Source organism: Arthrobacter sp. PsM3 (assembly GCF_030433895.1).
Classification (GTDB): Bacteria; Actinomycetota; Actinomycetes; order Actinomycetales; family Micrococcaceae; genus Arthrobacter.
This window is the reverse complement of record NZ_JARUXE010000014.1, coordinates 22,399-43,224: the sequence shown is the minus strand read 5'-3', so window position 1 is coordinate 43,224 and position 20,826 is coordinate 22,399. Positions and strand designations below refer to the sequence as shown.

The window sequence follows — 20,826 nt, the reverse complement described above, 5'->3', positions numbered from 1 at the left end:
TCCGCGATCAAGGCGGGAGCCGGTTTCAGCTGGCTACGAGAGAGTTAGAACGCGGCACCTGCAAATCAGCGGCCACCCGCACGCTACTTCTTGTCTACTTCCCGCCCCGCAGGTGCCGGTGGTGCAGCTCGTAGCTGTCGAACACATCAGACGACGTGGCTCCTGAATGGCCGAACTTGCCGCGAAGGACGTCCGCGAGTCCGTCCAGCGACGCGCGTAGCATCCGGCCGGCGAACTGGAGTTCAGGGTTGTCACTGCGCTGGGCCTGGGATGCAAGCTCCTGGGCGTAGGCGACGGTGGCCGGCAAGGAGCCGCGCTGCTCGACTTCACGGAAGTAATAGGTTTCATGGAACGACAGCAGATCAATGCTCACCAGAGCCACGTTTCCGGCCATTGACTCGAGCAGCCCGGCAGCATGCCGGGGTTCCAGGGACAGTACACCTGCAGGACCAGCAGCCTCCCGGAACAGGTTCAGCTCGTGGGCAAGGGCCCGGCGGCGGTTAAGGGCCGGGTACATCTGCAGGATCCAAGTGACCGTTGCTGTCAGCAACCCGAAGCCGGTGACGGCCTGGAGGGCCACAACCAGCCTGAGCAGCGGATGCACTGCAACGATATCGCCGAACCCCACTGTGGAGAGAGTGACCAGGGAGATGTAGAGGGCTTCGGCAAAGTCGGCCCGCAGCGGAATCCCGGGTCCGTAAACAAAACCGTCCGTCAGATGGGGCAAGTACAGCAGGGCCCAGCCGATGGCCGCGAGGCCTGCCCAGGCGCCAATGACAGCGGCCATCGCCAAAGGTGCTGCGATGAAGGAGCCCCGGCCGCGCAGTTTTCTGGACACCAGCCAGAATCCGCGCATGATCGCCCGGCCCAAGGGACCGGAGCCGTGGGGATAAAGCAGCGTACGAAAGACGTCGACGAGCATCAGCAGAACCAGCCCGGCCCCTAAAACCGTCCAGAGCGTGTCCTCAAAGTCCATGCCTCATCTTATGGGCGGCGCCCGGGCCCAGTGACAAACAGAAGGACCCCGCAGTGCTTCTGGGCACTGCGGGGTCCCGCGCCGGCTGGATGCCGGTTACTCGGAACCGGGTTTCTGTTCCCGGTCCCGGAGGTTCTTCTTAATCTCGTCAAACTTCTCCTTGAGGACCCGTTCCGCCTCCGCGAGGGTCTTCCCGGCACTGCTCAGGGGATCCATCTGGAGGTAGACGTTCTGGCCGACAGACAAGTCGTATTCGTTCTTCAGATGGGTGCCGCCGCCCACTCCCTGAAGTGACAGGTACACCATGGCGTCGGTCCGGGCAACGCCGGAGATTGTTCCGAAGACAACTGTGAAGTCGTTCGCTTCAAAGCTCACAGTCTGACCGATATGGCTGCGGTCCAGGTCGCCGGCTGCTACCGGCTTCTCGGACGGGCTTCCGCTGTAGCTCATGAACTTCTCCTAATAGTCGAGGGACGCGTCACCAGCAGTCTAGCTACGGGGCCGTGAAGGTCCGGCGGTACCGCCATCGGCGAGGAAGCCGCGGCTGGGGTCAGCAGCTCCTCTCGCGATGCTGCCAGCGACCACCGCATTGCCGCTGCAGAAGCGTTCGACGACGGCGCAGAGCCGGCTTCGGGGGTGGGACCGGCGACGGCGGGGCTCGCCAGAGAGAGGGGGATGAGCGCGGCGGTGGCCGCGGCAGTCGGGGGTGTGCGCAGGGGAATGGTTCCTCCTGAATGACGGTCACCGGCGCTGCGCCGGCGACTCGACCATCGTAAGGAGGAGAGACGGACCAGGGAATTCGGGGAGCTGGACCTCGGGTGAATTCAAAGGTGCGGGCCTGGTGAAGGGGCCGGAGACGCAAGAAGGCCGTCTACGTTCTTCAGTGGGCGGCCTGTCTCATGCGGAATGTTCTAAGCGAGGGTGACCGATACGATCCGCGGCCTCGGGCCTCGCTGGCAGCGCAGCGCCTGCGTTCGGCCCACACGCCGGCCGACCTGGGGCTAGCCATCTTCAGTCCCCGAGGCTGAAGCATCGATTAATCTGACCAACCGTTTCAGAGTTGGAGCTTCCACAAGAGACGGGTCGAACTCCACCAGAAGAGAATCGTTCGTTGGCACCAATCGGCCGAGCCCCGGTACGTCCCAGGCGCTTAGCTCTCGCGAGAGAGCGTGTACACGCTTATGAACCGCCATCTTGTCTGCGCCGCTGACGATGGCGCGCACCGCCGTTGAACCGACATTTACCACGGTGAAGGTTGGTGAAAACAAAAATATGTTGCCGTCCAGAGGTAGCGAGTTTAGGCTCCGCGCCATTCGAGTCTCCTTGTTCGGGTTGGTAGCAAGAGGCAGATAGGGACGTGGAGGTCCGGGCACCGCCCCTCGCGTCCGGAGTCGGTTGCGTTGGGCGTTAGACCGGATCTTCCCGCGGAGTCCTTAGTACGAGCGGGGGAGGCCGAGGACCTTGGTGGCGACGAAGCTCTTGATCATGTTGTTGTTGACCGGGGCGACTTGGAACATACGGGTTTCGCGGAACTTACGTTCGACGTCGTATTCGTCGACGAAGCCGTAGCCGCCATGGGTGTCCAAGCAGGCGTTTCCAGCGGCCCAGCTTGCCTCAGAGGCTAGGTGCTTGGCCATGTTGGCCTCGGCACCGCAGGGGAGGCCGGCGTCGAAGAGTCGAGCGGCCTCGTACCTCATCATGTCTGCGGCCCGGACCTTCATGTAGGCATCGGTGATGGGGAACTGCACGCCCTGGTTGGTGCCGATCTTCCGGCCGAAGACTTCACGACTGTTGGCGTAGTCCACACCGCGTCGGGTGAACCAGTAGCCATCGCCGATTGCTTCGGAAGCGAGCAGGATTCGTTCGGCGTTCCAGCCATCGATGACGTAGCGGAAGCCCTGGCCCACCTCGCCGATGACCGCGGAGGCCGGAACCCGCATGCCCTGGTAGTGGACCTGGTTGGTGGCGTAGTTGAACATGGTGCGAACCTTCGTCACCTTGAGTGTGTCGGGCTGTTCGGCACGGACCTGGCGCAGGTCCACGAGAAACAGGGTGATCCCCTCGGTCTTGTTAGCGTTTTTCGCAGCTGTGCGGGCAAGCACGAAGGCCAGGTCGGATTCCTCGATCCGACTGGTCCAGCTCTTGTGCCCGGTGATAACAAAGTCGTCGCCGTCGCGTACGGCGGCCGTCTCGATGCTGGTGGTGTCCGAGCCGGCCTTGTCTTCGGTGACGGAGAAGGCCTGCAACCGCAGTTTGCCCGCGGCGATCTGCGGCAGGTACTCCTGCTTCTGCGCGTCGTTGCCGTGGCGAAGCAGGGCACCCATCGTGTACATCTGCGCGTGGCAGGCCGCCGAATGACCGCCGGATTTGTTGATTTCCTCCATGATGACACTCGCCTCGGTCAGGCCCAGGCCCAGCCCGCCGTACTCGGTGGGAATCAGGGCGCCGAGGAGGCCGGATTCCGTCAGGGTGTCAACGAACTCCTGCGGGTATCGGCGGTTGCGGTCCGTCTCGCGCCAGTATTCATCGGGAAAACCTGCACAGAAGAGGCGGGTCTGCTCGCGAAGCTGTTCCAGTCCGGTGGTCAGGGTTTGCATCGTTGCTCCTTGAAGTCGATCCGGGCGAGCCTTCGTCACCCCTGGCTGACGATACGCCAATATATTAGCGTCTGGCAAGAGATTCCTACTCAGTACCTGCAACCCCAGGTTCTTGACGTTTGCAGGGTTTTTTGGCCATAATCACTTGGGAGCATCAATATATTAGGTTTCGGCACTCAGTAGAGACGGCCGCAGAGGATGCATAAAAGCCAGGGAGATCATCGATGACCGAAGACGTAACACAGGTAGGGGCATCCGAAAGTCGCGTGGTGCCGGGCTGGACAGGACGCTTGTTCGAGGACTTCTCGCCCGGGGACATCTATTACCATCCGTTCGGCAAGACGGTGACCGAGGCGGACAATCAGAGCTTCACGCTCATGACGCAGAACGTGGCCAAGACCCACGTGGATCGCAATTTCGCCAAGGCCACCGAGTTCGGCCTGCCGCTGGTTAACTCCACGTTCACACTGGCCCTGGTGACCGGTCAGTCGACCATCGATTTGTCCATGAACGTCTTCGCAAACATGGGCTGGGACGAGGTCCGCATGCCCAACCCGGTCTATGAAGGGGACACGATCTATTCGCGCTCCAAGGTCCTTGCCGTGCGGGAATCGAACTCCCGGCCCAACCTCGGCCTGGTGACCGTGGCCACCGAAGGATTCAACCAGGAGAGCAAGATCGTGATCAGCTACCGCCGCACCTTCATGGTGTACCGCCAGGGCCACCTGCCCGGCGTCGAGTCTGCCCGCCCGGACGAGTCCAGCCTGCCGAAACTCGGGGACTTCCGATGAGGGCACCGGCAGGCAGCATCACAGGGGGTGCGTGCACTGTGGCGGCGGCGGTCACCGCCTTGTTCGTCCCCGGTGACCGCCCCGAGCGGTTCGCCAAGGCCGCCGCCGCGGGCGCCGGCGTCGTTATCATTGATCTGGAGGACGCGGTCGCGCCGGACGCCAAGGCCGGTGCGCTGGCCGCAGTCCTGGAGGGACTCGCCCCGACCCGCGGCGGCGACCCGGTGCGTGCCCTGGTGCGTGTGAACCCTATGGATTCCAAGCAGTACGACGCCGAAATCACCGCGCTGCTTTCCTCTGCCGAGACGCCGGAGTCGGGCCTTGTCGGCATCGTGGTGCCGAAGGCGGAAGACGCCGATGCCCTGAAATTGCTGCGCGCGAGGATGCCGGTGCACCTGGCCCTGGTTCCACTGGTCGAATCGGCACTGGGCATGGTGAACGCGCTGGAACTGGCACGGGTGCCGGGCGTGACCCGGTTGGCCTTTGGCGCCATCGACTTCGCGCTGGACATCAACGCAGATGGTGGGGACCGTTTCCTGGACCAAGCCCGAGCGCAGCTTGTCCTCGCATCCCGCGCGGCTGGCATTGGGGCGCCGCTCGATTCACCGTCCATCGACATTACGGACGCCGGAGCGGTGGCAGATTCCGCGCGGCTGGCCCGTAACTTCGGCTTTGGCGGAAAACTGTGCATCCACCCGATCCAGGTGGCCGCCGTACACGGAGCCTTCACACCAACTAAGGCCGACGTCGAATGGGCGTTGTCCGTCATCAGGGCCGAAGGCGGCGCTGTTCAGGTGAGTGGCCAGATGATCGACCGCCCTGTCACGGAGCGGGCCAAACGAATACTGCAGCGAGCAGAGAAGGAGCAGTAAATGGGCAGGCTACCTCTTGAGGGAATCACCGTCGTCTCCCTGGAACAGGCCGTCGCGGCCCCGTTCGCGACCCGGCAGCTCGCCGATCTCGGCGCCCGGGTCATCAAGGTCGAACGGGACACCGGGGACTTCGCACGTGGTTACGACACCAAGGTCCACGGCATGGCCAGCTATTTTGTCTGGCTGAACCGGTCCAAGGAAAGCATTGTCCTGGACCTGAAATCCGCAGGGGGCATCGCCGTCCTGCGAGAGCTTGTATCCCGTGCTGACGTGCTGGTCCAGAACCTCGCGCCCGGCGCTGTCGAACGCCTTGGGCTGGGGCCGGACGAGGCCCTCGCACTGAATCCCCGGCTGATCCACGCTTCTATCTCCGGCTACGGCCGCGGGGGATCCTACGAACAGAAGAAGGCGTACGACCTACTGGTCCAGTGCGAAGCAGGCCTGCTGAGCGTCACAGGCACCCCAGACTCCCCGGCCAAGGTCGGCATTTCGATCGCCGATATTTCCGCCGGCATGTACACCTTCTCCGGTATCTTGACTTCGCTGTTGCAGCGGGCCACCACGGGCCGGGGTGACGTGTTGGAAATATCCATGCTCGAGGCGCTGGGCGAATGGATGGCCCAGCCTTACTTCTACGCGCAATACGGGGGTGCCCCGCCTATACGTAGCGGTGCCGAACATGCCAGCATCGCACCCTACGGGCCGTTCGGCGCCAATGATGGCACCGTGTTCTTCGGCATCCAGAACGAGCGCGAATGGGCAAAATTCTGCGAGGAAGTCCTGCGGCAGCCCGGACTGGCGCTGGATGTGCGCTTCGCAGGCAACGCGCTGCGCGTGGACAACCGTCCGGCACTGCACGATTCCATTGACGCAGTCCTGGGTGGACTGCCGGCGGCTGAGGTCCTCTCCCGACTCGACGCCGCGGGCATAGCCAACGCCCAGTTACGGGACATGCACGAGTTCGCCGACCATCCGCAACTTGCCGAACGCAATCGCTGGCGCGACGTGGAATCCCCGGTCGGTCCGTTGCGCAGCCTGCTCCCCCCCGTCACGTCCCGGGAAACGGACGTGCGGATGGACCCAGTGCCGGGGATCGGCCAGCACACGGAAAAGATCCTGGCCGAACTGGGGCTGGACGGACCCGCCCTGGCCCGGCCCGAAACCACCAACTGAAGCTCTCTTGGTGTCCGTCAGCCACGGCAGGCCTGTACTCCCGGCCTGCCGTGGCTGATGCCGTATGTTAGGTGGGGAAAATGATCAGAAAGAGTCCGCAGACCATGACCAGCCGCAGTCCCCGCAGCAGCGCACGCCCGCAACTGAGCGAGAAAGCAACCGCCCATATCCGGGGCCTCATCATGTCAGGCGAACTGCGCCCCGGGACCCTGGTCCGGCCCGAGACCATCGGTGAGGACCTCGGCATCTCCACTACTCCGGCGCGCGAAGCGCTGCAGGCCCTGCGGGTGGAGGGCTTCCTGGAGCTCGTGCCACGGCGCGGGTTCGTTGTGGCGCCACTGACCGGACAGGACATCCGGGATCTTTTCCAGGTCCAGGCCCTCATCGGCGGGGAACTTGCCGCCCGCGCCGCTGCCAACGCGGGCGAGCAGGATGTGGCCGAGCTGGAGGCCCTGCACCATGAGCTGATCGCGGCCGCCGCCCGGAATGACCACGACCGCCTCGAAGAGAAGAACCACGCCTTCCACCGTGAGATCAACCTGATGGCCGGTTCGAGGAAGATCATCTGGATGCTGGGGCTGGTCACCCGGTATGTCCCGAGGCAGTTCTACTCCTCCATCCCGGGCTGGCCCCAGGCAACAGTGACCGACCATGAGGAACTGCTGGAGGGAATCCGCACCGGGGACCCGGAAAAGACGCGCGCAGCCATGGTGGCGCACATCATCCATTCAGGGGAACTGCTCGCAGCCAACTTCGATGAGCGACTGGCCGCGCCACTTCCGGCAACCGATGCCGAACCCGCCCAGGAAAGATCCGGACCAGCCGCTTTGGACGCCGCAAGCGCATAGCCCACGTCCGGGAGATGGCCGGAGCCAGGCCCGGGCATAAGTTCGACCATTCCGACAGCCTCCCAAAAACAGCTCGCCCGTGCGTACTCGAACGCCTGCGACCACAAGCCTGGCCCGGGTCTGCCGGAACCACTGAATTCAACCGCGCGACGCTCTGCCGTCGTCCGCGACCAATCCAATGACGCAGGACAAGGACGCGGATACTATCCACGCGGTCCGCCCCGCCGTCGCGCAGGTCCAGTACCGCGCTAACAGACGGAGCAATTCACCTTGGGCAACCCTTGTACGTATTTCGTATCCGGTATACGCTTGGCACACAGAATTGATCTTGAAGGAGCTGACGTGATCAAACTCAGGCGGGCCCCCGGAGGCGCGGACTCATTGCAATGGCGCATTGATGCCTCCTTTGATAACTACGTCCGGAATCAGACCGGTGACGGAACCATCACGGTTTCGGCCGGCGCCTCACGCGATGACGACGGGTACTACCACTTCCCCAGAATTGATACATCTTCGGGCAGCGGAAACCTGCAATTCGGCGGCTCCGTCGAATTTCGTGCCTATCTGGGCGTTCTTTCGCTTCGGATAGCTGATCCAAGCTTGCACGTATCCCGGGATATGGTCCGCATGTACATCGTGGACGACGCCGCCCCGGCGGGAACGCGGCTCGAACTCGCAACGGCAACCCTTGAGCCCGGGCGGGTGGGCCCCGTGATGCTTGATCTTCGGCTGACAGAACGGGGCTCGGAACTGTTCTTTGGCAAGTACCCAGCAGGCGCTCCCTTGGCGCCCGCGACCGTTCTCCTGCCTGCGCCCGCCATCGGCATGGCCTTAACCGAAGGAGCTCACTGATGGATACACCTCTCTCGATCGCCGTGATAGGAAGCGGGCCCTCCGGCTGCTACATTGCCCAAAGCCTTCGCCGATCATTTCCCCAGTCGGAGATCACAATTTACGACCGGCTTGCGTCTCCCTATGGGCTGGTTCGCTACGGCGTCGCGCCGGATCATCAGAGCACCAAATCAATTCAGTCGCAGTTTGCCCGATTGTTTGAGCGCGAAGATGTCCGCTTCGCTGGGAACATCGAGGTCGGCAGGGACATCTCCCTGGACCAGCTCCGCAACGCCCATAACATCGTCGTGCTGGCTGCCGGTCTGCCGGAGGACCGCACGGTGGGGGTTCCGGGTGAAAACCTGCCCGAGGTGTATCGCGCCGGCCGCCTGACAAGACTCTTCAACGCCCACCCGCTTGAGCAGACCGGCGTTCCCAATCTCGGGAAATCCGTAGCCATTATCGGCGGCGGCAACGTGTCCATCGACGTCTTGCGTATGCTCATCAAACAGCCGGAAGATTTTGTCAATAGCGATATCGACGACGCCGTCCTGGCTGATTACGTCCGCGCGCCTGCGGGCCGTATCGACTTCATTTGCCGGTCGACAATCACGAACGCACCCTCCGATCCGGTAATGCTCTCCGAACTCGGACGCATACGCGGCGTGAGATTCTCATGCTCGGACCCCATCGACGTTGCGGAGGACGCTCCCCGTGCCGCCTTGGCGCGGGCCAAGGCCGTTGCGGGGCTTCTTGAGATCGACCCGGGCACCGAAACGCGTGTGGAAGTGGCATTGCACTTCGGTTGGGCACCTGTGAGCATCAACGGGGACGGGCACGTCCGGAACGTGGAACTGCGCTCCGTCAATGACGTCCGACCCAACCTGCACCTGGATGCCGACTCAGTGGTAACAGCCGTCGGTTTTGACTACGACAGTGGTGACTGGCACGGACTCGGCGCGCTCAAGGCAAACCTGGAAACCGGGGTTATGGATCTCGGGCTCTACCGCACGGGCTGGATCAAGCGGGGTTCTCGTGGAACGATCGCCGAAAACAGATCGTGTGCCAAGGCTGTGGCGGAAGAGATCGTCGCAGGCGTGGATACTCTCAAACAACAGACAAAGCCGGGCTACGGTGGCCTGCCGGAAGAAGTCCGCGCGCGGGCTATCGATTATTCCGCCTGGAAGAGGGTGGACTCCGCCGAGACGGACGCTGCGCCAGCGGACCGCTCCCGCCGAAAGTTCCCCAGCCATGAACACATGGTCGCCATCGCACACAACAACTTCGTTCAGACCTCCGCCGGCCCCGGCGCTAACTAACTCAGGCATTCTAGACAGGAGAAAATGATGAAAATCCAAGTTCTTTTCGGGACGGAATCGGGCAATGCAGAGGTAGCGGCTGAAGACCTCGCCCAGTCGGTCAGGAACGACGGCCAGGAAGTGGAAGTACAGGACCTGTCGTCGTTCTCAATTGCGGAACTGCAGCATGACTCGATGTACGTTTTTCTTTGCTCCACTTATGGTGAGGGCGACCTGCCCAACACGGCGCTGCCCTTCTATGCAGACCTATCAGTCGTCCGCCCGGACCTCTCCGGCATGCGTTATGCAATGTTCGGTCTTGGCGATACGTTCTACACGGAAACCTACGGACACGGTGCCACCAAACTCGACGACAAACTCACGGAGCTGGGGGCGCAGCGTGTCGGGAAAATCGGCCGCTACGACGCCTCGACCTGGGAGCCGGTCGGCGAGTGCGCAGTAGCCTGGTTCGCCGGAGTGCTCGAGGACGTGTCCGCAGTCCGCTGGCTGCAGAGAATTGGCCAGCATGGGCTTGATCCGGCCGCATGAGTCTTGGTGCTGATCCGGTTTGTCACCGCCCCGCCCCGGTGTGTTCGGGCCGTGATACAGACCGATAACAGTCTGTTCGAAACGGCAGTCTCCAGGAGAGCCCGGTACGCCTGACCGATCCTGTCGAGGATTCCCGGCCAGTTCCGGCCGCCGATCACGCACGCCGGCGGTCTGCCGGTGTGCTCCCGCAACAGGGGCGCCTTCACGGGACCCCATTGCCTTCGAATCGGAGGCAAACCGCTGTAACCATGTTGTGTTTATGCCCGGTATGGTGGTCACGCCGTGCTGCCGGCCTGTGGCTGGGCGGTCAGTATATTGCGGTCGGTGGGCGATGCTCACCGTCGGATCGGTGCGGGGCGGTGCTCTTGCTGCCGGCGTTGGTACGGCCCGGTGGTTACGTCCCGCTGAGTGGTGGAGTTTTCTCAACACCGTGCAGGTCAGCTATTTGACGATGCTGCCGTGCGTTCGGGAAGCAAAATTGTCTCCTCGATCGGCGCGGCGGGTGCGGTGTCCCTGGCGTTGAGGTCGGCCATGGAGGCCTCGGAGAGGTAGCGGCGGTCCCCGGCTTCCCATTCGGCATATTGCTCGACCAGGACCGCGCCGGCGAGCCGGAGAAGGGCAGCGGGTTGGGGAAGACCCCGACGACGTCGGTTCGTCTTTTGATTTCCTTGTTGACGCGTTCCATGGGGTCGTGGACCGGATCTGGCGCCAGTGCCTGGCCGGGAACCCGGTGAACGCGAGCACTTCGTCCCGGGCGTCGCCGAGCATGGCGGCGACCTGCCGGCGGGATTTGAGAAGCATCCGGGTGACTTCGTCGAACTGGGTGTTCACGTGTCCGGTCGCTGCTACGCCGCACCCTGGAGCACCGTGCCGATGGCGTTCTTCAGGCCGCTGTGGGCGCCGGTGATCACCAGCTTCACTCCGTCCAGTCCGCGGGCCTTCAAGGACCGCAGGAACGCGGTCCAGAATCCCCCGTTCGCGCTGTCGCCGACGTCGAAGCCCAGGACTTCCCGCCGCCCGTCCGCGACCACACCGAAGGCGACCATGACTGGCTGGGACACGACGTGGCACACGACGCGGGCCTTCCAGTAGGTGGCGTCCAGGAAACGAACGGGCAGTCCAATCCTTCCCGTCTTGACGCCTTGTTATCCGGATAGGGCGCGCTGCCATAGGACTGCGGTCCTGCGGTATTTCAGGGGCTCTGGAGGCCCATCCGGCGCGCCGGCATCATCTGGTACCGGGACGGCAAAAAGGTCCGGGGGAGTACTCCCCGGACCTTTCCACGCAACGGCTACTTGATGACGAACGGGTTCGACGAATCCGGAGCCGTGGAAATCCAGACTGACTTGACCTGGAGGTACTCCTTCATAGCGTCAATTCCGCTTTCCCTGCCCAGACCGCTGCGCTTGTATCCTCCGAAGGGGGACGTGAAACTGACGGCGCGGTAAGTGTTGACCCATACTGTGCCTGCCTGCAGGTTTTCCGAAAGGCGGATGGCCCTGCCAATGTCACGTGTCCAGACTCCGGCGGCCAGGCCGTAGCTGATGTCATTCGCAATGGATAGTGCCTCCTCTTCGTCGTCGAACGGGATGACCGCAAGGACCGGGCCAAAGACTTCTTCCTGGGCGATGCGCATCTCATTGCGAACATTCGTAAAGATCGTTGGCTGGACGAACTGTCCCCCGGATGCGCCTTCCCCGGTGTAAGCCGCGCCTCCCAATACGCATTTGGCCCCCTCACGCCTGGCGATGTCGATGTAGTCGAGAACCTTCTCAAACTGCGGACGGGTGGTCACGGGCCCCACGTGCGTATCGGGCAACATCGGGTCGCCGATCTTGGCTTGTTCGGCCAGCGCCACAACCCGTTGGACGAACGCGTCGTGAATGGAGCGTTGGACCAGCAGCCTCGAGCCGGCAATGCACGTCTGACCTGTTGCTGCGAAGATCCCGGAAATAACACCGGCAGCAGCGGCATCCAGATCCGCATCCTCGAAGACGATGTTCGGGGACTTCCCGCCCAACTCGAGTGAAACATGCTTGAACTGGCTCGCGGCGTTCTCGTAGATCTTTTGACCGGCCGTCTCGGAACCGGTGAAGGCCACCTTCACAATGTCCGGGTGACTGACAAGCGGGGCCCCGACATCCTGCCCGAAGCCCGTAACCGTGTTGACCACGCCGGGGGGAAACCCCGCCTTTTCGAAGAGCGTCATGAACTCCAGCGTTGACGCGGAGGTGAATTCCGAGGGTTTGATGACGACGGTGTTGCCTGCCGCCAGAGCCGCCGGCAGTTTCCACGCCAGAAGAAGCAAGGGAGAGTTCCACGGCGTGATCATGGCGATCGGGCCGAGAGGCTCCAGCCGGGTGTAGTTGAGGATGTTGGGCTTGTCACTGGGAATGACTGAACCCTCGATCTTGTCGGCCATGCCACCGTAGTAGCGGTACCATCCGGCCATGTAGCGGGTCTGTGCGGCCATCTCCGCGTAGAGCTTTCCGTTGTCGCGGACCTCAACCCGGGCAAGGTGTTCGCTGTTGGCCTCGATGAGATCTGCCAGATCCATGAGCAACTTGCCGCGGTACTGAGGCTTGGTCCTGCTCCAACTTTTGAAAGCCCCCGAAGCGGAAGCCACTGCCCGGGATACGTCGGCCGGGCCGCCTTTGGCGATCCGTGCCCAGACTTCTCCGGTGTACGGATTGACGGTATCGAAGTACTCGCCATCCTCGGGTCCGGTGAAGGCGCCCCCGATGTAGTGACTGTACTGCGTCAGGCCTTCACTATCCTCGAGACGGCTGATCAAATCACTGCTCTGTGCTGTCATGGCTGTTTCATCCTTTGCTGAACGGGGAGATCGGTGCGGGGTAACCGCCGGGTCTGAAAGTGGATTATGAACGCGCCAATCCGTCCGCGACGATTCCGATTCCTTCGTGGAGCAATGGATCCTCGATGGTCAGCGGGGGAAGGAACCTGATGACGTTTCCGTAGGTTCCGCAGGCGAGGAGGATGACCCCGTTTTGGTGGGCGTACTTCACCACCTTGGAAGTCAGCGCCGGATCCGGGCTCAGTGTGTCCGGGTCGACAAGCTCGATCGCAATCATCGCTCCGCGTCCGCGCACCTGGCCGATGCGGGGGTCAGCCCGCTGCAATTCGGTGAAGCGATCAGTCAGGATGTCCCCGATCCGCCGGGCGCGCTCCAGCAATCCGTCCTCCTCGTAGGATTCGATGGTGGCAAGCGCCGCTGCGCACGCGAGCGGGTTACCGCCGTATGTACCTCCGAGGCCACCGACCTGGGCTGCGTCCATCAGTTCAGCACGCCCCGTAACTGCGGAAAGCGGCAGCCCGCCCGCTATGCCTTTGGCCATCGTGATGAGGTCGGGGACGACGCCTTCGTGGTCAACTGCGAACCACATTCCCGTCCGGGCAAAGCCGGACTGGATCTCATCTGCGATGAACACAATCCCGTTGCACTCCGTCCATTCCCGCAGGGTTGACAGGAAGCCTTCGGCGGGGACGATGAAGCCGCCCTCTCCTTGTATCGGTTCGATGATGATGGCGGCAACCGATTGGGACCCGAGCTCGTTTTCAATATGCTCGATCGCCCGGCGGGCTGCTTCCTGCCCGGTGAGGCCGCCATCGCGGTAAGGATAGGACCCGGAAACGCGGTAGATCTCTGGGGCGAACGGGCCGAAACCCTGTTTGTAGGGCGCGCTTTTCGCGGTGAGGGCCATGGCAAGGTTGGTGCGTCCGTGGAATGAGTGTTCGAACGCCACGATGGCTTGGCGACCTGTAGCGTGCCGGGCTATCTTAACGGCGTTTTCCACCGCTTCCGAACCCGAATTGAACAGGGCGGTGCGTTTGGTGAAGTCGCCGGGCGTGATCTGGTTCAGCTTCTCTGCCACCGCGATGTAGCTCTCGTACGGCACCACGGTGAAGGCCGTGTGCGTGAAGCGGTCCAGCTGATCGCGTACCGCACGAACCACGCGTGGGTTCGAGTTGCCGACGCTGGTAACGGCTATACCTGAACCCAGGTCAATGAACGAGTTACCATCGACGTCCAGAAGCGTCCCGCCCCCGGCCACATCAGCGACGATGGGCAAGGTGTGGCCGACTGACCGGGCGACTGCCGCCTCCTTGCGCTCAAGAATCTCGCGGGAGCGGGGGCCCGGGATTCCGGTGACGAGCCTGCGCTCCTGAACAAGGTCAGTGCCGCCGACTGTGATGTGTGCGGTCATGGGGCCGCCTCCTTCGTAATTGGATCTTTCAATGGTGGTTCGTGACGCTCACGGGTCAGCTGGTGAGGACGAAAAGAATGGGTAGTCCCGAATAAGGTATACGGTATACGGAAATCCCATGTAAGCCAATAGCCGGTAGGCTGTGAAAAACAGGAAAGTGGCGGACACCGTGAAGAAAATTGAGTTTGCTCGTGAGACGCTCGCTGACGCTGCCTATGCGCAGATCGCCGAGGGCATCCTGACGCAGGATCTGGGTGCAGGCACCAGGCTGCTGATGGACGACCTGGCAGCCCGTTTGGGTATCAGCCGGACTCCGGTCCGTGAGGCCCTGCACCGGCTGGAGATGGAACGTGTGATCGAGCCTGGCGGTCGCCGTGGCTACATTGTGCGCAAGCTGACTGACGCGGAGCTGGACAAGCAGTACGCCGCCCGAGGTGCCATCGAACCGTTCGCCCTGGCGGAGGTTGCGCGGCGCGGCGGCACAGCGGCACGGTATGTGAGGTCAACGTTTGAGGAGCTGGTATCAGCCCCCCAGACCACCGCCATGGAGGTCTTCCTGGTTAATAAAGCGATCCACCGCTGCACCGTGGAGGCACTGGACAATGAATATCTCCTTAGTATGTTCGACGTGATTTGGCAGACGGCTATGGCCGCGCACGTTTGGGCCGACATTCTGGAGAGCCGCACGTCCGTTGATTTCCCCGAGCAGCACCGGCCAATTGTGGAGGCCGCCGAATCCGGGGATCCGGAATTGGCGAGCAAAGTCGCACACGAGCACATTCTCGCCGGCCGCGGACTGCACGCAGTCCACAGCGTGTAGCCCGCCCCTAAAGGCCGGGCTACACCCCACGGTTTAGGCAGACAAATCGATCATGACTGCTTTGGACCTCGTGTAGGAAAGTACACTTTCACGGCCGAGCTCACGGCTGTTTCCGGACTTGCTGTAGCCTCCGAAGCTTTGTGCGGGATCCAACCGCCCGTGGGTGTTCACCCATACCGTACCGGCCTTGAGCGCCTTGCTCATGCGAAGGGCTCTGGCGATGTCCCGGGTCCACACGGCGGCAGCAAGGTCATACGGTGAGTCGTTAGCGAGCCTGATGGCTTCTGCTTCTGTGCGGAAACGAAGCACCGATAGAACCGGGCCGAACACCTCTTCCTGGGCGATTCTCATATCGTTCCGGACCTCGGTGAAGATGGTCGGCTCGACGAAGTATCCCAACTGGTCCAAAGCCCGCCCTCCAACGCTGAGGTGCGCTCCTTCAGAATGTGCGATGTTGATGTACTCCTGGACTGATATGTACTGGTCTTTGGAGACGAGCGGGCCCACGTCCGTGTCGGTGCGCAGCGGGTCGCCGACCCGCAGGGTCCTGGTTTCCCGGGCCAGCGCCTCCACGAGCTCGTCGTAGACGTCCTCATGGACAAACATTCTGGTGGGCGCCACGCACACTTGTCCGGCGTTCTCCCACATGGCTTCAGCTGAACCTCGGGCGGCCGCTTGGATGTCAGCGTCAGGAAAGACGATGTTCGCACTCTTTCCACCGAGTTCGACGCTGACTTTCTTCATCTGCCGGCTGCCTGCTTCGAGGATCCGGCGACCAACAGGCGTGGACCCCGTGAAGGAGATCTTTACAACGTCGGGATGATCCACGATCGCCTGCCCCACAGTGCGCCCGGGCCCGGTAACTACGTTGAGGACTCCAGGGGGCAGGCCCACCTGGCGAGCAAGGTCAGCCAAGAAAAGTGTTGAGTAGCTGCTAACCTCGGCGGGCTTGATGACCACCGTGTTGCCGGCGGCGAGGGCGGGTCCGATCTTGTGCGAAGCCATCACGAGCGGGAAATTCCAGGGTGTAATGGCGCCGCAGACACCCAGAGGCTCTATCTGGGTCATGCCGAAATAGGGTTGGCGGACGGGGTTAATTGAACCCTCGAGTTTGGTTGGCCAGCCGCCGTAGTACCGGAAAACGGCCGCCACGCCCCCTACGTCGTCCAGCGCCTGGGAGATGGGCTTACCCATGTCCAATGTTTCCAGTTCTGCCAGCTGCTCGCGGTTGGCGTCTACGGCGTCGGCCAGATCGAACAGGTACTGGGCGCGGGCGGCTGGGCTCGCACCGCCCCATTGCGTTGAGGAGAGGGCTGCGCTGGCTGCGTCAACGGCGGAGTCAACATCCTCTGACGTGCCGGAAGCGATGGAGCCGAGGACTTCCTCCGTCGCGGGGTTGATGGACTGGAAGGTGGCCCCTGATTTGGCTTCGCGATCTGTGTCAGCGCCAATTCGTAGGCCCTGTGCCCGTTCAATGAAGGCCTGCGTTGCGGTGGAAACCCTGTGTGAGGTCGCCGGGAGTACTGCGTCGTATGTCATGGCTATCCCTTTCGAGGCAAGTAAGTGTTGTTGGATCAGGCGTAGGTCAGACGGACCGGCAGTTCCTTGATTCCGTGTGTGAGGTTGGAGCGAAGGCGGTGCACCGGGCCGTCAATTTCAATGGTCTGTACCCGCGTGGCAAGCTCGCGGAAAACAATCTGCAGTTCCAGCCGCGCCAGGCTATTGCCCAGGCAGATGTGGGGACCCCCGCCGCCGAACGCCACATGCGGGTTGGGCTTGCGTGAAATGTCGAACGTGTACGGTGCCTCGAACACAGTCTCGTCCCGGTTCGCCGACGCGTACCAGATGATTACTTTGTCCCCGGCCTTGATCGGAGTTTCACCGATCGTGGTGTCAACCAGCGCCGTCCTGCGGAAATGATGGATGGGGGTAGCCCAGCGGAGCACTTCCTCAACAGCGGTGTTTAGGAGGGATGGATCTTCCTTGAGGCGGCGGAACTGGTCTGGATTTTGGGCGAACGCAAGGAGTCCGTGGGAAAGCGCCATACGGGTGGTCTCATTGCCTGCAACCACCAGAAGGGAGAAGAAATTGTCCAGCTCGCGCCCCGTGAGCTTGCGCCCGTTGAGGTTCCCGGTCATGAGCAGCGAGAACACGTCGTGGCCCAGGTTGCCGTCCCTGCGGTCGCGCAGGGCATCCGCATACTTCCAGATGTCCCTGCCCGCGGGGCTGGAGAACGGGTAGCCGCTGTTTTCCTTGACGTTTTCGGGGGAGTCAGCCGTGCGGGGAGCGTGGTCAGGGTCCGCACCCGCAATCATTTCATCGCCGAGTGCCTTGAGGTAGGCCCTGTCCTCGGTCGGAACCCCGAGCAGCTCGCCGAGCACAATCATGGGGATGACTGAGGCCACGTCGGCCACCCAGTCGAAGCTGGACCGCGAAAACGCCTGGTCGAGCGTCTTCTGGACCAGCTCTTCGACAAAGCCAACCCACTCCTTGTGGACGTTGCCGGGAGTGAAGCGGGGGGAAAGGACTCGCCTCATCGCTGTGTGCAGGGGCGGGTCGGTATCGATCAGCGTCTGCCGCGCCATCAGGTCCTCGTGCCCGATGTCTTCACGGGTGGTTCCCCCCGTCTCCGACGAGAATTGCTGGAAATTGCGCGTGACGGCGACGACGTCAGCATAACGGGTCACGGACCAGTAGCCCGGGCCGTCTTCTTCCTCGATCCAGCGGACAGGGTCTTCTCTTCTGGCCGCGTCGAAGTACTCGTACGGGACCCCATCCTCGAAGGCATGGTCAGAAAGTGCGTCGTGGCTGTGCACTTGGGTTTGGTTCATGATGATGCGTCTCCTTGGTGATGCCGGCCAGACAGACGGTATTTGCGCATACCGTATACGGTATCTTAGCGATCGTCTGGCTGGCCACTGTTGCCATTGTCTGAGTTGTCCTCCGGGCTCAGCCCAGTGGGATGTTTGCTATGAATTCCTTGAGCAGGGCCTGTTGGGCGAGGTCCGAAGCCACGGTGTCCTCGGGGTGCCACTGCACGGCATGGATCCAGAACTGAGCACCCTGAAGTTCCAGTGCTTCGACGGTGCCGTCGTCGGCCCAGGCTGTGGCCCGAAGGCCCTTCCCGAGATTCCCGACTGCCTGGTGGTGATAGCAGGAGACCTGAGGGTTTCGGGCGATCGATGACGTCAATGAGCTGGCATCGTCCAAAGTAATAGTGTGGATCTGGTTCATGTGGGGGGTGGGAAGGTGCTGTTCGAGATCGCCGCCCAGGGACACATTCAAAATCTGCATGCCGCGGCAAACCGCGAGGGTTGGTACCTTGTTTTCCACCACGTACCGGGCAACGGCGAGATCAAACACGTCCTGCAGGTCGTCCCCGGCGTCGGACTCGGTATGGTCCTCCTGCCCGTAGCGCCAGGCTGCTATATCCCCGCCCCCGGGAAGCAGTACCGCGTCAGCGAAAGCCAGCCGCTGCGATACCTCCTCATAGAGTGCGCTTTCTGACGTTCCGGGATCTGCGACCGGAAGGATGGTCACTGGCTCGCCCCCGGCCTCGTAGACGCCCTTGATGAGTGCATGGGCGTTGACGAGTGCCTTGTACCTCAGCGCAGAAGCGCTCTCGGAAAAGCGGCCCGGTACGGCAATGAGGGGTCTGCGATGCTGTCTCTCCATTTTCCCGTCCATTCAAAAATTCTGGGTGCTACGGCGCACCGGTTGATAGCTGTCTGTTTGGTCCTTCAGCCCAGAACACGGACTTTCTCGGCACCAGGAATTACCGTGCGTTCAGGAACCAATCCAGCAGTTCCTTGGTGTTACGTTCGGCAGCTGGCTCGTGCGCCGCCCATCCGCGTCGGAAGTCGTCGACCTCCAGGATCCCCTGCAACTCGTGGCCGCCGATTTTGATCCACTCGTCCATTAGTTCCACGTTGGCCTCCGGGTGGAATTGAACTCCGATGGAGCGGCCGCTCTGGAAGACCTGCGAAGCGACGGTGGTCCTGGCCAGTACGTCAATATGGTCGGGCAGTTCGACCTTGTCGCTGTGCCAGGAGAACCATGGTCCGGGCACTATCGGACAGGTGTGTCCCGGTTCGAAAGTGATCAGCCCCGCTTCGATCCTGTCGGCGCGCACAGTGCGCCCGCCCAGGCTCTCGGCAAGTAGCTGGGCGCCAAAGCAGATCCCAAGGTATGGGATCCGTTGCTGGTGGATCATCGAGATGTACTGGATCTCCCGGGTAACCCACTCCTCTGCGATCTCGTAAATATGGCTGAAGGAGCCGAAAGCTATGACGGCGTCGAAGTCCCCCGGGGCAGGGAAGCGGGAGTTGGTCGTCCGGGTGCCGTCCTCGTTGAGGGAGAACACTTCATGCGTTTTGATGATGTGCCCGGCGTCGAACAGAACCTGGCCGATGAGGCCCGTGTCAGTGGAGGACGTCTGTTCGTGCGTGATGAGGAGTACGGTCTTTGCTCTGGAAGTCATGTCTTCCATCAGAGAATGTCGTGGTAACGGTTGAACTCCCAGTCCGTGACGTGGGCAGCGAATGCAGCCAACTCGACGCGCTGCATCGCGCAGAACGTGTCCACGAAGATCCCGCCGAAAGCCGCCTTGGCGAACGGGCTGCCGGCGAAGGTGTTCACGGCCTCAGCCAGTGTCGAGGCTACCCTCCGGAGGCTGGGGTCAACATGGGGATCCCCCGATGAAATGGGCTGCAGCGGCAGGTCATTCCTCAGCCCGTCCAGGCCCGCCCGGAGGTAGCCTTGGGCCACCAGATAGGGGTTTGCGTCCGCGGCGGCCCAGCGCACTTCAAGTCGCGTCCCACGACCGGCATTGGTAATGCACCGCACACCCACCATGCGGTTGTCCAGGCCCCAGCACACTTGGGTCGGGGAGAATGAGTAGTCCACTATGCGCTTGTAATCGTTGACGGTCGGAAGCGCGATCGCCTGAAGCTCCAGCTGGTGCGCCACAAGCCCGCTCAGGTAGCGGCGCATGACCTCCGAGTGCACCGGGCCCTCAGCGTCCTTCGTCGAGAACACATTGATTCCGTCGCTGTTCCAGAGGCTTTGATGCACATGGAGTCCGCTGCCGGCGCCCCCGTTGATGGGCTTAGCCATGAAGGTGGCGTTGTATCCATGTTGCCGGGCCACCTGGCGTACGATGTGGCGGAAGAGAATCGTGTTGTCCAGCATTGTGATGGCGTCGCCGTATTTTAGGTTGATCTCAACCTGGGACTGACCGTACTCGACATTGCTCGCCTCGACCGTGATACCGGACGCCGTGAGCGCGGCACGGATGGCACCGACCACCGGTTCCAGTTCATTTGCCCTGTCCAGCGAGTAGCAGTAGGACTTGTCCGAGATGGGCTTCCAGTCGCTGGTGAACAAGTGGAATTCCAGTTCCGTGGCCATGTCTACGCGATAGCCCAATGCCTCAAACTCCTTGAGCGTGTCCTTCACCATGCCCCGCCCATCCATGGCGATACGCTCATCGGTCTTGGGATCGCGCATGTCGCACATAACCGTCGCCATGCCCTTCGTCCATCCGGCTACCCGGAAGGTTGGAAGATCGGGCACCGCGTGCATGTCCGGAAATTCGCATCCCTCTGGTGCCCACGGAGTGGGGTGGATATCGCTGCGCATGTCCCAGGAGAACGCCACCTGCGCGATGCTGAATCCCGCTCCTGTCAGGAACTGTTCCAGGGGCAGCATCTTGCCGCGGGGCAGTCCCCACGTGTCCGTGAAGACGCATTCGACGGTGTGGATGCCATTTTCTTCCGCGATCCTGGCACAGTCCTCCAAGGTTGACGGCGGTGTCAAAGCGATGGGGTTCATGAGGTTCCTCGATCTC

The 20,826-nt window shown here is 62.3% G+C and carries 19 protein-coding genes and 1 pseudogene; 8 read left to right on the top strand and 12 right to left on the bottom strand.

The window, feature by feature from the left end:
• Positions 1 to 94: 94 nt before the first annotated feature.
• The 4 genes from QCD75_RS09495 to QCD75_RS09485 all read right to left on the bottom strand — a co-directional run bounded on the left by QCD75_RS09495 (position 95) and on the right by QCD75_RS09485 (position 3,573).
• Positions 95 to 976 carry a potassium channel family protein gene (locus QCD75_RS09495; RefSeq protein WP_301227943.1) on the bottom strand — a complete coding sequence of 294 codons (882 nt, stop codon included), beginning with the start codon at positions 974 to 976 and terminating at the stop codon, positions 95 to 97.
• A 96-nt stretch (positions 977 to 1,072) separates the two neighbouring features.
• Positions 1,073 to 1,426, bottom strand: a complete 354-nt coding sequence (locus QCD75_RS09490; protein ID WP_301227941.1) for a hypothetical protein — start codon at positions 1,424 to 1,426, stop codon at positions 1,073 to 1,075.
• A gap of 551 nt (positions 1,427 to 1,977) precedes the next feature.
• Positions 1,978 to 2,289, bottom strand: a complete 312-nt coding sequence (locus tag QCD75_RS22195) for a carboxyltransferase domain-containing protein (RefSeq protein ID WP_367400645.1) — start codon at positions 2,287 to 2,289, stop codon at positions 1,978 to 1,980.
• Positions 2,290 to 2,409: 120 nt separating this feature from the next.
• Positions 2,410 to 3,573, bottom strand: a complete 1,164-nt coding sequence (locus QCD75_RS09485; RefSeq protein ID WP_301227939.1) for an acyl-CoA dehydrogenase family protein — start codon at positions 3,571 to 3,573, stop codon at positions 2,410 to 2,412.
• A 224-nt stretch (positions 3,574 to 3,797) separates the two neighbouring features.
• Here QCD75_RS09485 and QCD75_RS09480 point away from each other — a divergent pair, with 224 nt between their 5' ends.
• The 7 genes from QCD75_RS09480 (at position 3,798) to QCD75_RS09450 (ending at position 9,932) form a co-directional block, all read left to right on the top strand.
• Positions 3,798 to 4,364: a MaoC family dehydratase gene (locus QCD75_RS09480; RefSeq protein ID WP_301227937.1), complete on the top strand. Its 567-nt coding sequence runs from the start codon at positions 3,798 to 3,800 to the stop codon at positions 4,362 to 4,364.
• Between the two features lie 38 nt (positions 4,365 to 4,402).
• Entirely contained in the window at positions 4,403 to 5,233 is an 831-nt protein-coding gene (locus QCD75_RS09475; RefSeq protein ID WP_301227935.1) for an HpcH/HpaI aldolase/citrate lyase family protein, read from the top strand.
• Positions 5,234 to 6,406: a CaiB/BaiF CoA transferase family protein gene (locus QCD75_RS09470; protein WP_301227933.1), complete on the top strand. Its 1,173-nt coding sequence runs from the start codon at positions 5,234 to 5,236 to the stop codon at positions 6,404 to 6,406. It begins immediately after the preceding gene.
• An 80-nt stretch (positions 6,407 to 6,486) separates the two neighbouring features.
• Complete coding sequence (locus QCD75_RS09465; RefSeq protein ID WP_301227931.1) at positions 6,487 to 7,254, top strand: GntR family transcriptional regulator; 768 nt, start codon at positions 6,487 to 6,489, stop codon at positions 7,252 to 7,254.
• 342 nt (positions 7,255 to 7,596) lie between these two features.
• The gene (locus tag QCD75_RS09460; protein WP_301227929.1) at positions 7,597 to 8,106 is read left to right on the top strand and encodes an HtaA domain-containing protein; all 510 of its coding nucleotides are present in this window, start codon (positions 7,597 to 7,599) and stop codon (positions 8,104 to 8,106) included.
• Positions 8,106 to 9,404: an FAD-dependent oxidoreductase gene (locus tag QCD75_RS09455; RefSeq protein ID WP_301227927.1), complete on the top strand. Its 1,299-nt coding sequence runs from the start codon at positions 8,106 to 8,108 to the stop codon at positions 9,402 to 9,404. Before QCD75_RS09460 ends, QCD75_RS09455 begins: the two co-directional genes overlap by 1 nt.
• A gap of 24 nt (positions 9,405 to 9,428) precedes the next feature.
• Positions 9,429 to 9,932 carry a flavodoxin domain-containing protein gene (locus QCD75_RS09450; protein ID WP_301227925.1) on the top strand — a complete coding sequence of 168 codons (504 nt, stop codon included), beginning with the start codon at positions 9,429 to 9,431 and terminating at the stop codon, positions 9,930 to 9,932.
• A gap of 437 nt (positions 9,933 to 10,369) precedes the next feature.
• Here QCD75_RS09450 and QCD75_RS09445 read toward each other — a convergent pair.
• The 3 genes and pseudogenes from QCD75_RS09445 to gabT all read right to left on the bottom strand — a co-directional run.
• Positions 10,370 to 11,047, bottom strand: a pseudogene (locus QCD75_RS09445) (transposase); the annotation flags it as partial.
• Positions 11,048 to 11,223: 176 nt separating this feature from the next.
• A complete protein-coding gene (locus QCD75_RS09440) occupies positions 11,224 to 12,747 on the bottom strand; it encodes an aldehyde dehydrogenase (RefSeq protein WP_301227923.1) in 1,524 nt (507 codons plus the stop codon).
• 64 nt (positions 12,748 to 12,811) lie between these two features.
• Positions 12,812 to 14,158 carry a 4-aminobutyrate--2-oxoglutarate transaminase gene (gene gabT, locus QCD75_RS09435; RefSeq protein WP_301227921.1) on the bottom strand — a complete coding sequence of 449 codons (1,347 nt, stop codon included), beginning with the start codon at positions 14,156 to 14,158 and terminating at the stop codon, positions 12,812 to 12,814.
• A gap of 157 nt (positions 14,159 to 14,315) precedes the next feature.
• Here gabT and QCD75_RS09430 point away from each other — a divergent pair, with 157 nt between their 5' ends.
• Positions 14,316 to 14,978 (top strand): GntR family transcriptional regulator, encoded by a 663-nt coding sequence (locus tag QCD75_RS09430; protein WP_301227919.1) that lies wholly within the window; start codon positions 14,316 to 14,318, stop codon positions 14,976 to 14,978.
• A gap of 33 nt (positions 14,979 to 15,011) precedes the next feature.
• On the opposite strand, the gene QCD75_RS09425 is transcribed toward QCD75_RS09430, so the two are convergent.
• The 5 genes from QCD75_RS09425 to QCD75_RS09405 form a co-directional block, all read right to left on the bottom strand.
• Complete coding sequence (locus tag QCD75_RS09425) at positions 15,012 to 16,517, bottom strand: aldehyde dehydrogenase family protein (protein WP_301227917.1); 1,506 nt, start codon at positions 16,515 to 16,517, stop codon at positions 15,012 to 15,014.
• 35 nt (positions 16,518 to 16,552) lie between these two features.
• Positions 16,553 to 17,809 carry a cytochrome P450 gene (locus QCD75_RS09420; RefSeq protein WP_301227915.1) on the bottom strand — a complete coding sequence of 419 codons (1,257 nt, stop codon included), beginning with the start codon at positions 17,807 to 17,809 and terminating at the stop codon, positions 16,553 to 16,555.
• A 118-nt stretch (positions 17,810 to 17,927) separates the two neighbouring features.
• Positions 17,928 to 18,653, bottom strand: coding sequence for a gamma-glutamyl-gamma-aminobutyrate hydrolase family protein (locus QCD75_RS09415; protein ID WP_301227913.1), 726 nt, complete (start codon positions 18,651 to 18,653; stop codon positions 17,928 to 17,930).
• A gap of 100 nt (positions 18,654 to 18,753) precedes the next feature.
• On the bottom strand, positions 18,754 to 19,458 hold the full coding sequence (locus QCD75_RS09410; protein ID WP_301227911.1) for a type 1 glutamine amidotransferase: 705 nt from the start codon (positions 19,456 to 19,458) through the stop codon (positions 18,754 to 18,756).
• An 8-nt stretch (positions 19,459 to 19,466) separates the two neighbouring features.
• Positions 19,467 to 20,810 carry a glutamine synthetase family protein gene (locus tag QCD75_RS09405; RefSeq protein ID WP_301227909.1) on the bottom strand — a complete coding sequence of 448 codons (1,344 nt, stop codon included), beginning with the start codon at positions 20,808 to 20,810 and terminating at the stop codon, positions 19,467 to 19,469.
• Positions 20,811 to 20,826: the final 16 nt, after the last annotated feature.

Bases quoted from the DNA above. Each gene is read 5' to 3' on its own strand.
- QCD75_RS09425 (WP_301227917.1), bottom strand. From the start codon at position 16,517: ATGACATACGACGCAGTACTCCCGGCGACCTCACACAGGGTTTCCACC.
- QCD75_RS09450 (WP_301227925.1), top strand. From the start codon at position 9,429: ATGATGAAAATCCAAGTTCTTTTCGGGACGGAATCGGGCAATGCAGAG.
- QCD75_RS09470 (WP_301227933.1), top strand. From the start codon at position 5,234: ATGGGCAGGCTACCTCTTGAGGGAATCACCGTCGTCTCCCTGGAACAG.
- QCD75_RS09410 (WP_301227911.1), bottom strand. From the start codon at position 19,458: ATGACTTCCAGAGCAAAGACCGTACTCCTCATCACGCACGAACAGACG.
- QCD75_RS09485 (WP_301227939.1), bottom strand. From the start codon at position 3,573: ATGCAAACCCTGACCACCGGACTGGAACAGCTTCGCGAGCAGACCCGC.
- gabT (WP_301227921.1), bottom strand. From the start codon at position 14,158: ATGACCGCACACATCACAGTCGGCGGCACTGACCTTGTTCAGGAGCGC.
- QCD75_RS09405 (WP_301227909.1), bottom strand. From the start codon at position 20,810: ATGAACCCCATCGCTTTGACACCGCCGTCAACCTTGGAGGACTGTGCC.
- QCD75_RS09455 (WP_301227927.1), top strand. From the start codon at position 8,106: ATGGATACACCTCTCTCGATCGCCGTGATAGGAAGCGGGCCCTCCGGC.
- QCD75_RS09420 (WP_301227915.1), bottom strand. From the start codon at position 17,809: ATGAACCAAACCCAAGTGCACAGCCACGACGCACTTTCTGACCATGCC.
- QCD75_RS09415 (WP_301227913.1), bottom strand. From the start codon at position 18,653: ATGGAGAGACAGCATCGCAGACCCCTCATTGCCGTACCGGGCCGCTTT.
- QCD75_RS09465 (WP_301227931.1), top strand. From the start codon at position 6,487: ATGATCAGAAAGAGTCCGCAGACCATGACCAGCCGCAGTCCCCGCAGC.
- QCD75_RS22195 (WP_367400645.1), bottom strand. From the start codon at position 2,289: ATGGCGCGGAGCCTAAACTCGCTACCTCTGGACGGCAACATATTTTTG.
- QCD75_RS09480 (WP_301227937.1), top strand. From the start codon at position 3,798: ATGACCGAAGACGTAACACAGGTAGGGGCATCCGAAAGTCGCGTGGTG.
- QCD75_RS09490 (WP_301227941.1), bottom strand. From the start codon at position 1,426: ATGAGCTACAGCGGAAGCCCGTCCGAGAAGCCGGTAGCAGCCGGCGAC.
- QCD75_RS09495 (WP_301227943.1), bottom strand. From the start codon at position 976: ATGGACTTTGAGGACACGCTCTGGACGGTTTTAGGGGCCGGGCTGGTT.
- QCD75_RS09440 (WP_301227923.1), bottom strand. From the start codon at position 12,747: ATGACAGCACAGAGCAGTGATTTGATCAGCCGTCTCGAGGATAGTGAA.